7 protein-coding genes and 4 pseudogenes are annotated in these 10862 nt (G+C 38.1%); 6 read left to right on the top strand and 5 right to left on the bottom strand.

Translation table 11 applies throughout. The features are described from left to right. From G519_RS0126825 to G519_RS0126810, 4 genes and pseudogenes are all read left to right on the top strand, one after another. Positions 1-253: pseudogene (locus tag G519_RS0126825) on the top strand (AAA family ATPase); the annotation flags it as partial. A gap of 187 nt (positions 254-440) precedes the next feature. Further along, positions 441-2294, top strand: coding sequence for a hypothetical protein (locus G519_RS44695; RefSeq protein WP_036633817.1), 1854 nt, complete (start codon positions 441-443; stop codon positions 2292-2294). 21 nt (positions 2295-2315) lie between these two features. Further along, positions 2316-3278, top strand: coding sequence for an AAA family ATPase (locus G519_RS0126815; protein WP_029197321.1), 963 nt, complete (start codon positions 2316-2318; stop codon positions 3276-3278). Further along, positions 3197-4909 (top strand): HIT family protein, encoded by a 1713-nt coding sequence (locus tag G519_RS0126810; RefSeq protein ID WP_127528060.1) that lies wholly within the window; start codon positions 3197-3199, stop codon positions 4907-4909. The genes G519_RS0126815 and G519_RS0126810 overlap by 82 nt, the downstream gene beginning before the upstream one ends. 675 nt (positions 4910-5584) lie before the next feature. On the opposite strand, the pseudogene G519_RS52445 reads toward G519_RS0126810, so the two are convergent. From G519_RS52445 to G519_RS44690, 3 pseudogenes are all read right to left on the bottom strand, one after another. Then, positions 5585-5771: pseudogene (locus G519_RS52445) on the bottom strand (orotate phosphoribosyltransferase); the annotation flags it as partial. Between the two features lie 203 nt (positions 5772-5974). After that, positions 5975-6364: pseudogene (locus tag G519_RS0126805) on the bottom strand (HAD-IC family P-type ATPase); the annotation flags it as partial. Positions 6365-6931: 567 nt separating this feature from the next. Then, positions 6932-7421 (bottom strand): annotated as a pseudogene (locus G519_RS44690) (glucose-6-phosphate dehydrogenase); the annotation flags it as partial. A gap of 206 nt (positions 7422-7627) precedes the next feature. Here G519_RS44690 and G519_RS0126795 point away from each other — a divergent pair. Then, the gene (locus G519_RS0126795; RefSeq protein WP_029197317.1) at positions 7628-8506 is read left to right on the top strand and encodes a LysR family transcriptional regulator; all 879 of its coding nucleotides are present in this window, start codon (positions 7628-7630) and stop codon (positions 8504-8506) included. Between the two features lie 13 nt (positions 8507-8519). On the opposite strand, the gene G519_RS0126790 is transcribed toward G519_RS0126795, so the two are convergent. Continuing rightward, the gene (locus tag G519_RS0126790; protein ID WP_029197316.1) at positions 8520-8915 is read right to left on the bottom strand and encodes a hypothetical protein; all 396 of its coding nucleotides are present in this window, start codon (positions 8913-8915) and stop codon (positions 8520-8522) included. 288 nt (positions 8916-9203) lie between these two features. Here G519_RS0126790 and G519_RS0126785 point away from each other — a divergent pair, with 288 nt between their 5' ends. Beyond that, positions 9204-10016, top strand: a complete 813-nt coding sequence (locus G519_RS0126785; protein WP_036633814.1) for a polysaccharide deacetylase family protein — start codon at positions 9204-9206, stop codon at positions 10014-10016. An 89-nt stretch (positions 10017-10105) separates the two neighbouring features. On the opposite strand, the gene G519_RS44685 is transcribed toward G519_RS0126785, so the two are convergent. Next, positions 10106-10837 carry a polysaccharide deacetylase family protein gene (locus G519_RS44685; RefSeq protein ID WP_051253714.1) on the bottom strand — a complete coding sequence of 244 codons (732 nt, stop codon included), beginning with the start codon at positions 10835-10837 and terminating at the stop codon, positions 10106-10108. Positions 10838-10862 lie beyond the last annotated feature (25 nt).

Here is a 10862-nt window from a genome sequence, read left to right as displayed (position 1 = left end):
CTTGCAATGCAAGCTTCCGCATTATGATCGGGCACAGGTTGGGGATTATATAAAGCGTCATTTGACGTATGCTGGGGCTGAGAATGAGATCTTCTCGGATGGAGCGATTGAGGATATTTATCGGTTTTCTAGCGGCTCAGCTAGACTCGTCAATAAAGTTTGTACACACAGTTTAATCTACGGCGCCCAGAATGGGCATCGCATCATCGACGATCATATGGTCAAACGCGTCATCCAGGGAGAATGTTCTTGATTCTCCCTTTTTTTAAACCATCGACTGGACAGCTTGTCCGTCAGGTTTAGGACAGCATACGCCGTCAATTGGCGGACAGTATGGTTTAGCAGTAACACAAATAAATCCAGAACTGTGGCCAACAGTTGATGAATTATCATTAAATAGTACTGATTTAATAACTTACCTAAATCGAAAGACTGCAGTTATGTTGTATTTCAAAAGGGAGGGAACCCAGAGGGAAATTCACGAAATAACCGGCGTGAGCCCTCGTAATTTGTACCGCCTAGTTAGTCGCTGCATAGAAATCGATGAGAATGGTGTCCCATGGGGATTTAGAGCATTAATTCCATACAAAACATTAAAGAAATATGCATTGAACGTTATTAACAAGAAACACAATCCATCACGTCATACTGGTGAATTTAAATTACTTCTCAATAAGTATCCGGAGATTAAAGAGTTAATTGATGACTTATATTTAGGTAGGAACCGGAAGATACTTGAACCAGCAATGAAGCCACTTAATATTCACAAAAGATTTGTAGATGCCTGTAAAGATAATAAAATTTCTCTAACACAATATCCATTTAATACAGATCGATTAGGCATACGATCTCTCTATCGATATCTTCAAAGACTTGGCCAAGATAATTTTGGAAAAGCGTCGATTAGATATGGACATGATGCCGAGCAAAAATCGCAAAAAAGTGGTAAAGGAGAACAGAATCAACCTGTAACAAGGACACCATTTCAAAGGGTGCAATTTGATGCCCATAGGATTGATGGTGTATTTGCTGTTCAGTTAATAACCCCAGAAGGGGATTCTGTTGTAAAAGTTTTGGAACGTTTTTGGATACTTACACTTATCGATGTTTCAACTCGATGTGTAATTGGTAAGTCTATTAGTTTAAACAAAGAATATAGTGCAAGCGATGTTATGACTTGTATACGCAATGCTGTCATGCCTCACGAAAAGATGACTCTTACAATAGATGGACTTTCGTTTAATGAGGTTGGAGGATATCATTCCGAGGTGTTCCCTGAGCTAGAGTGGTCAGTTTTTGATGTAATTTGTTTTGATAATGCCAAATCCCATTTAGCTAATTTAGTTAAAGATCGCTTACGTAATTTACTCGGTTGTGCTACAAATTTAGGTCCAGTAGATCTTCCAATGAGAAGAGGAATTATTGAGCGCTTTTTTCAAACTCTTGAGGAGAATGGATTCCACAGGCTAATTAATACGACAGGAAGCAATCCGAATGATCCTCGTAGAAAAAATCCAGAGGAGAAAGCTATTCAATATAAAATTACATTTGAGCATTTAAAAGAACTCGTCGAAGTCTTGATCTCTAATTATAACGGTACCCCGCATGGGGGGATTTACCATCAATCACCACTAGAGCTTTTAGCAAAACGAATTACGAATGGAATAATTCCACGACAACTTGAAAAATTAAAACGATCGGAGATGCTATTCCTGCAAACAACTATAATCAGAACAATACGAGGATCAATTAAGAATGGTAAGAGGCCATATATACAATATGAAGGTGTTGAGTATCGAAGCGACCGACTTTCACATAGTGCTCACTTAATTGGAACAGATATTTCATTACATGTAAATGTGGATGATTTAAGAACTATAAAAGCGTTCCTTCCAGATGGAAGTGAAATTGGTTATTTAACTGCAGTAGGTAAGTGGTCACTGACAGCACACACGTTACAGATGAGAAAAGCTATTAATCAGTTAGTACTTCGACGCCTTATTCATTACACTCATTGGGATGACCCTATATTTATCTACACCAATTATTTGATGAACCAAGCAATTAATGGAAAGAAGAAAGCAGCAAATAAAATTACACATGTACAAGAAGTGATAAAAGAGAGCAAAGCAACAAGTAATAAAGTTTCTCAAGAGCATAAAGAAGCACTGGATCAAGCAATTAAGACAAATGAAGCTCTTGAAAATGCAAGACAAATAGTAAGAGAAGAAAAGGAAAAGCAATCTGGAAGCATGGATGACTTCCTTACAAAATATAAAACAATTACATTCTAAGTTAATCGTAAGGAGTAAAAAATGAGCAAACCCATAGTTCCCGCTGGTACACATCCTATTGAACAAGGTGGATATATTCTCCCGACAATGGAAGTTAAACGCCTCATGGAAAGCCTCACTAAAATCGTGATAAATCGTTTACCAGGCATGATTGTCTATGGTAGACCACGAATTGGCAAGAGTAGATCCGTTGAATTTGCATTGAATTATTTACCGGCGCAATTGGGATCGTTTTTTCCAATATTGAGAACACAATGTAAAAGTTATCGAGTACCTACAGAAGAGAAGTTCTTTGGGGATTTGTTAGCCGATTTTAAGTTTGCTTTTCCATCAACACGAAATCCAGCACTAATGAGAAGACAAATAGTAAATCTAATGCTTGAGCAGGGAGAAAGGTCCCAACTGCGCAGAATCATGCTGGTTATAGATGAGGCGCAGCGTTTGACAGAATATCATTATAACTGGCTTATGGATATATATAATGAACTAGACCATGAAAAAATCAGCATGACTGTTATTTCAGTTGGGCAACCAGAATTGCTCGCAAGAAGAACATTTTTCTTAGAACAAAAAAAAGCCCAAATAATCGGAAGATTCATGACAAACGAGCATGAATTCTTTGGCATACGCTCACTAGATGAGGTTGAACATTGTTTGATGTGTTATGACGAAGTAACAGAGTATCCTGAAAATAGTGGGTACAGTTATACTCGATATTTTTTTCCTGATGCATATGATAAAGGAAAACGACTGAGAAATTACGCTAAAGATTTGTTTAATCTATTTAAGGATTTAAGAAAAGAACATGGACTATCCAAGAAAATGGAAATTCCAATGGAATATTTTACATTTACAGTCGAAAATGCCTTGAAAATTAATGGTACAACAGGTAATAGAATCGAATGGTTAACAATAAATCATTGGAAAGATGCCATTCAAAATTCTGGATATGTAGAGTCGGAAATATTTATGGCACTTGCTTAAATTCCAATAATTTGTTAAACGGGAAAGGGGTGTTAATTATAATAATGGAAAGATATGTATGGAGAAGTGAATGGGTGCAGCAATTTGAATCACCTTGGTCAATTGTAGAAAAACTATGTTATACGAATGTTATTCTTAAAAGAGGATCTCTATTAAAACGATTTGGAAAAGAACACATCAAAACATTAAAAGGACCAGTTAAAATAGGGAAATATGTTAATTTGTTTACAATGGATGATTTTGAGGAAGTATCTCTTACAAATTTTTTTGGGTTTAACTTACTTAAACAAAACAGTGAGAACATTAATAAAATGATAAACAATGTATCAATGATATCCACAGAACTTACTGACTGGTTTAACAGAAATTTAGTTTGGTGTGAAGAATGTATTAAAGAAGGTTATCACAGCATTTTACACCAATTCAAACTATTGAAACACTGTCCAATACATATGAAGGGATTAATTCAGTCGTGCTCGAATTGTAAATCGGAAATTCCTTACGAATTTTCTGACATAGCATTATCTGCAGCTTTCACATGTAAATGTGGAGTTCAATTAGCTGACTTAAAAAAACGATGGAATAATTGGGGAAAGCAATTTGAAATAAAATGTGAATTCACTAAAAAGTGGCTTGAAACAAATTACAATACTGAAAAACTAAGTATTCTCTTTTTGCCTGAACATGCAGTTGCTCAAAATAACCCAATTAAAACAATTCTTGAAATGTTAGAGAATCCCGATATACATACAGATTATGATGGTAATGTTAAGTCAACTTTAAATAAACTGAGGTTACCAGTAACGATATCGAATAATAATAATCAGAAATACTTACACAATCACATTATTGATAATAATTTTACTCTATCTTCTATGCGAAGTGTAAATATGCCTCTCTATAATTACTTATATAGCCAAAGTATTTACATTTTTAAATCGATAGAAAGTCACTTATTTAATGGTGAATTAAAAAAACATAAATCTTGTATTAAAAGGCTTCAAGAATTAAGAAGAGAGGAGAAAGAGGATTATCCCGAAATCTGTCCATTTGCATATACTTATATATTCTGGAAACATTCTTTTAAAGGTGGAGGTAGTTTTTATAGTAATCATTTTTCAATAGATCCTAGAAAATCCATACACGGATTTGAAGTACTTTCAGGATTCTTTCAGCCAGATGTGGAGCAGTTAGTTAAAATATTGCTTCAATACACTAATCAACATAAATCGTTGGATATTGGTTTATTTAAATGGATAATAATGAAATTTGTTTCAGCTCTATATTTACACTTTTTTAACTACTGGAGTAAATTGGCAGTTGAAGGGGCAGCAAACAAATGGACACCTAAATATAATGAATTAAATAATAATAGGCATAAGGAAATACCTCTGATGATATTTAAAGTCCGTAATTCATTTAAAGAAACTACGAGTTTTATAATAGAGAAAAATTCAATAGATAATTTGAATAAATTAACTTGCCCATGCAATTCAAATAATAAAAGAAGAATCAAACCATCGGAAATATCACATCATCCAATGGCATTGGCAATAGACAAAAACTCATCTTACTTAAGTTTGACTGAAAGATATATTAAAAATTTAGATATTTTCAGGTTAAGAAGTTGAGTGAAGCCCCGCGCGCACAAACGCGGGGCGCTAAACAAAAACTCGGCTAATCGGAACTATTTCTTGTCATTTATCGGAACAGATTCTTGTCATCCGACACAATATTAAAACGCTTGTAAGGCATGGGGTTTTTCTGGTTTATAGACATATGTATAAAATACGGGTTTTGTGAATATGTATTATAAATCACTTGATTTATTGAAACCCGTACAATGTATTTTATTCATGCTCCTTCATTTTCAAATGTCATTTATTCATGCTCCTTCATTTTCAATCGTTCTGTTCATATTATCTTCCATGGCGAGTTTAATTATCTTTGTCGGCAATTATTGCGGCTTTTTTATTTTATCGGATCAGTTCTTGGCACCCGAACAAACAAACAATGAGTTATTGACCAATATTTTGAGTTTAATACTAACTCAATCTTCACCAAACGATATTTGTTCATCCTTATAGTCAACTGATGGTTTTACCAGCTAAGCGAATTTTGCATCTCCTGCCTCCGAATGTAAATTTTATCCATAAGTACATTCAATACATAAATTCACAATACTCTATTTGGTTTTTCATTGCCCCCCTCTAGATTAATAAAATTAAAGGAGTATCTGCCGCGGCAAACTGTTATATTGCTTGTCGAAAGAGCTTTTTCAAGATTGTCAACTGTTTTCCCCCCCTTACATCAATACCTTCAGCAAGCTTGCATGTGCCAATATTCCTTTGCTTTTTTACGAACGAATGCCGCTGGGATTCCTGTCTTTAATGATAGTGCCGTTGCGACTGGGATACCGCCCATTTCAAGCCCCGCCAAAACCTCGGTGCCAAGAGGAACTAGCTTTGATAGATGCTCGGCTATTTCGTTAAGAGATTGGACTCTTCTTTGCCAACAATTCTCAATTGCACAACTTTATCTTTGCTCGTGGAAAATCACATTTTATAGAAAATCAAAAGAAACTGTTCGTAATCGACCAATTGTATACATATGTTGAATCCCATGAACAATAAAATGACAGTCCAGAACATAAAAATAATGTTCTAGACTGTCATGTTTATTGAACTTTCATTTCATTAGCTTAGCTTTTGTTCATGATCCTTGACTTGTAACAATTGTAAGCTATTGAGTGTAACAATCAAGGTTGCTCCCATGTCTGCAAAGATAGCCATCCATAGCGTGAGCCATCCTGGAACGATTAACAGGAGTGCCACCATTTTAATTAATAGCGAGAACGTGATGTTTTGCTTGATGATCGCGAGCGTTGTTCGACTTAGGCTCATGGTGTACGGCAGCTTGCTTAAATCGTCACCCATTAAGGCAATATCTGCTGTTTCAAGGGCTGTATCGGTACCGGCTCCCCCCATCGCAATACCGACAGTGGAAGCAGCAAGGGCAGGAGCATCGTTTACCCCATCACCAACCATGGCAACATTGCCGTACTGTGAGCGAAGTGTTTTAATGTATCATCGGCTTTACGAATGATAGCCGAAGCTAAGGGATGTTGAGACCATTTTTCTATCGCCGCCGCAATGGAATCAAGTTAGTTGTGGCGCCGAAAGGACTTACCCCCTTCCTTCGGCTGTCCCGTGGATCAAATAAATTACCAATTATAGCCATACAATTGCCCCTGGTGACAGCTACGCTGGTACTACCCCTGATTACATGAATACTTTCTATTCACAAAGGGGCTATGTTTGTGTCGCAATCATAGAAAAGGAGCATATTTGTGTCGCAAAAGTTACGATACAAATATGCTCCCTTTTTTGTAAAAAACGGCCACTTCCCTGTCATTTCCCGCTTATTGCAGATAAACGTTCTATGAGCTCGGCTTTTTGCACTTTAAACCCAGGCTTGCCAAGGCAGCTCAAATATATTGGTCTTGTAAGCTTCTACCCCCGGCTGTTCGAACGAGTTTGTGTCGTTTATCGATGCGCTTTTGAAATCGAACCACCAATGAAAGCCGTCTTGCTCAAGCAGCTTATCGGACTCGTTAGGTCCGTACGTCCCTGCTGGATAGCGAGCAGTCGCCACATTTGCTGGACCATAGGTTTGCCTAGGTAGTGATCGATCCGGTAAATTTCGGTCTCATCGAATGCTTGATTCAGTTGAATGTTCAACTGTCTCGCCGACGGCAAATCGCAGCCGAAAGGCTTTTCGATCACAAGACGCTTCCAGCCATTCGCAGAACCAAGTCCGCTTGCATGAATGTTTGCTGCGATCGTTCCGAAAAACTCAGGTCCAACAGATAAATAAAACATGCGATTCGGTAAAATGTTAAGCTCATCTTCCCGCTGTTCAACCAACTGCAGCAGCTTCGTGTAATCTTCTTTGCGGCTAACATCCAGAACATGATAACGGAAAGCACGCAAGAAATTTCTCATTACTTCAGGATCTTTCGCTCCACTTCTGGAAAAAGTATTAAGAGATTGCTTTACATGTGCCTGAAATGATCATCAGACAGTTCTCTTCTTCCAAGACATACAAGGCAGGGTATATTTTTCTTTTGGCTAGATCCCCTATCGCTCCAAATAAAACAAACGTAGTTGGTTCAAATTATTTTCTCCTTCCAGATGAGCTCTCTTGAACGTCCGGCATTGGCGACTGTAACAGTCTCATAACCATTTTTCAATCTGAAGACTCTGGCTTCTTTTTCGTAGTTCTACTATAATACGACTATCATCCATACCATTAATTAATATATTTAACAGGAGCTATAGGCCAAATCTATGAACAATAATTACGAATTGTATAAAGTATTCTACTTGGCTGCGAAGACAGGCAGCTTGACACAGGCTGCCAAAGCCTTGTACCTCACTCAACCGAGCGTCAGCCACGCCATCAAACAGCTGGAAGACAGCTTTGGTATCACTTTGTTTTACCGAACTTCCAAAGGTGTTGAGCTAACGCAAGAGGGCGCCATCCTGTATTCTTATATAGAAAAGTCTCAGACCTTAATATCACTGGCTGAAGAACAAATGGCCGCGCTTAAAAATCTGGACAGCGGCGAGCTGCGGATCGGCGGAAGCGATTCACTGTTCAAGCATTACATTCTTCCGTACTTGGAAAACTTTCATATGCAGTATCCAGGCATTAGACTTCATCTGAATCACGGAACTACGCCGGAAATCATTGCTCTCTTAAAAGAAGGGAAAATTGATTTGGGCGTCGTTCGTATGCCGATCGTCGATTCCCAGCTTGATGTGAGAGAAAGTTTTCAACTGCAGGATTGTTTTGTAGCGGGAGCCCATTATTCCGAGCTTAAAGATGCGGTTCTTTCCTTGGATATGCTGCTCCAATACCCTATCATCTTATTCTCGCGTAACAGCCGGGCTCGAATGGCCATTACGGAGTTATTTCAAAGCTATGGTCATAACCTCAAGCCTGAAATCGAGGTCGGAAGCGTGGATCTACTCATCGAGTTAGCTCGGAAAGGACTCGGAATCTCTTATGTGACCAGAGAGTTCGTATCGAAAGAACTGGAAGAAGGAGCGCTCTTTGAGATTCAATTAGATGTGCCGATACCGCCTTCACACGTAGGGAGTATGGTTATGCGCAACATGCCGCTCTCCGGTCCAGCAAGAAGGTTTATAGAGCTGATTCATTAGTCCGATTAACGCATTAAGCAGATATTCCTGATAACCAGCTGACTGCATTGTGTATATCCTCAAATTCATGGTGGCTCAAGTTAGTTGTATTTTTTCCAATAGCTTTGCTCACGCTGAGATTAGTATTTGTTTTCTCTGGAGTAACGGTAGCTGTATATTGAATCCCAGCATTCAGGAGTCTAGGAAGCCAATCTTCAGACAACCATTTAGCGTCTTCTGCTAAAAGCAATGTATGACTGCTATCAGACAAGGCTTTTTTTGCCTTTTTTATGACTGCCAGTTCAATCATTTTATCTAGTGGCACACGGAAGTCCTCCGCCTGAGCAAAGGAATTCCAACGAATCACAACTGCTTCAATTACATCATCCCAAAAAATATGAGCTTTATTGGAAACATAATAGTGCATCATGTTAAATCTCCCCTATCACATTATATTTTTGGTTTTCCATAACGTAATCTAATCTTTCTTTTCTTAATTCCACTATAATACGATTATCATCTATACAAGTAATTAATATATTTCACAGGATGTATAGACCACGTCTATGGGTAACTTCGAATTTGCAAAATAAAAAAAGCCGCCTTTTGGACGGAATATAAAATCAAATTGTCGACACAAAATAGACACTCAGCTCACAGGACTCTCTGGTATAATATAGGGTATGACCCTTAACTATAAGAGAGGATACTGCTTGCTATGAATAGGTCAAAATATGTACTTATCTCGCTACTTTTGCTTACCTTGACTACTACTGCTTGTACAGCAAAAGAAAAACCTGCGGACGCTTCAAAAGATATAATTTCTCCCGTGGTTGCCGGTACGACAACTCCAGATCTAGACGTGGGTCATCCTCCTACAACGACACTAATAAATAACAACATGAAATCACTGTATTATGCTGGTCCCGAACAGGGAAAACAAGTGGCACTCACGTTTGATGATGGACCTGATAATCGTTTCACTCTACAAATCTTAGATATACTTAAAAAAAATAACGTTAAAGCCACGTTTTTTATTATAGGAGAACAAGCCAAAGCCCACCCTGAAGTCGTGAAGAGAATTGTAAATGAGGGACACGTCATTGGGAATCACTCTTGGGATCATTCTAATTTCACTAAAATCAGTACAGAAGAGATGAATCAGGAAATAAGCTCAACGCAAGATGAATTGAACGCCATTGTTGGATTCCGTCCTACTTTGTTCCGCCCACCCTATGGGGCTCTTAACAGCTCGGAAGTTAAGGCCATTTCTTCAATGGGACTAAGCATCATCGATTGGTCTGTTGATACCAGGGATTGGGCTGGAACGCCAACACAACAAATACTGAAAAATGTAAAAAAAGAATTGAAACCTGGTGGAATTATTTTGCAACATTGTGCAATCGGGAAAAAAGAGAATTTATCAAATACCGTAAATGCCCTTGAACAAATGATCCCCCTTTTAAAAAATGAAGGGTATTCGTTTGTAACAGTTCCTACTCTCTTATCGCTGCCAGATTCCCAGAAATAACTACATAGGATAAGACGCGCTATCAAAATAAGGAGTCGCAATAGGCTATCTGCCCAAGCGGCTCCTTAGTGCATCAAAACTCGTTATTCTCAAAAACCGTAGTGATCATGTTTCCGTAGACCATCGAGTTTCATTTTATTATCAATTCGCAGAAAGAGATATTCTCTCCGCTTACACTCTTCTAGAAATTCACCCAAAGCCTCTAGCATATAAATAGGAGCGTTATGATGAGCTCCAAAAGTATGACCGCTATCGTGAAGCAAAATAATGTCTTTGCTGCTAATTTTCGAAAACAATTTCTTTCTAATTCGTTCCTTTCCGCCTCTGCTTCTCCAATCTCCGACCATCAGCGACCATAAAATCAAATGAAATTTCTTTAATAAGAATAGATCGAAGATATTGATAATCCCCCAGGGTGGTCGATAGTGAACCGGTTTTACCCCAATTATGTTTTCAATTGCCTTTACTGAATCCTGCAATTGCTTTCTGACCTTTCTGGGTGTCATTAAAGCGTTTGCCCAATGTACATAATTGTGAATCCCTATTAGATGCCCTTCTTGATGAATACGCAGAATTAATTCCGGGTATTTTTCAGCCATGGAACCAAGTACAAAAAAAGTAGCCTTTATCTGGTATGTCCCCAAGAGATCAAGCAATTGTGGCGTATGCTCTGGGTTGGGACCATCGTCAAATGTTAAAGCAATCCCATTTGCTCTCTTCCCCTTCGTATATACGCCGAATCCACCTAGTCGAACTATAAGCGTAGGTAAAACCGTATATATGAACAGGATAACTAGAATGTACGTGAAAATCTTACTCATCTCTCATCACTCTCTTCCTAAAGAA

It is taken from the genome of Paenibacillus alginolyticus DSM 5050 = NBRC 15375, from assembly GCF_000422905.1.
GTDB classification, from domain to species: domain Bacteria; phylum Bacillota; class Bacilli; order Paenibacillales; family NBRC-103111; genus Paenibacillus_E; species Paenibacillus_E alginolyticus.
The sequence above is the reverse complement of the archived record's forward strand: the minus strand, read 5'-3'. Positions and strand labels throughout refer to the sequence as shown.

What these genes read in the sequence shown, in the direction of transcription:
- G519_RS44695 (WP_036633817.1), top strand. Translation starts at nt 441, where the DNA reads ATGTTGTATTTCAAAAGGGAGGGAACCCAGAGGGAAATTCACGAAATA.
- G519_RS0126795 (WP_029197317.1), top strand. Translation starts at nt 7,628, where the DNA reads ATGAACAATAATTACGAATTGTATAAAGTATTCTACTTGGCTGCGAAG.
- G519_RS0126785 (WP_036633814.1), top strand. Translation starts at nt 9,204, where the DNA reads ATGAATAGGTCAAAATATGTACTTATCTCGCTACTTTTGCTTACCTTG.
- G519_RS0126815 (WP_029197321.1), top strand. Translation starts at nt 2,316, where the DNA reads ATGAGCAAACCCATAGTTCCCGCTGGTACACATCCTATTGAACAAGGT.
- G519_RS0126810 (WP_127528060.1), top strand. Translation starts at nt 3,197, where the DNA reads ATGGTTAACAATAAATCATTGGAAAGATGCCATTCAAAATTCTGGATA.
- G519_RS0126790 (WP_029197316.1), bottom strand. Translation starts at nt 8,915, where the DNA reads ATGATGCACTATTATGTTTCCAATAAAGCTCATATTTTTTGGGATGAT.
- G519_RS44685 (WP_051253714.1), bottom strand. Translation starts at nt 10,837, where the DNA reads ATGAGTAAGATTTTCACGTACATTCTAGTTATCCTGTTCATATATACG.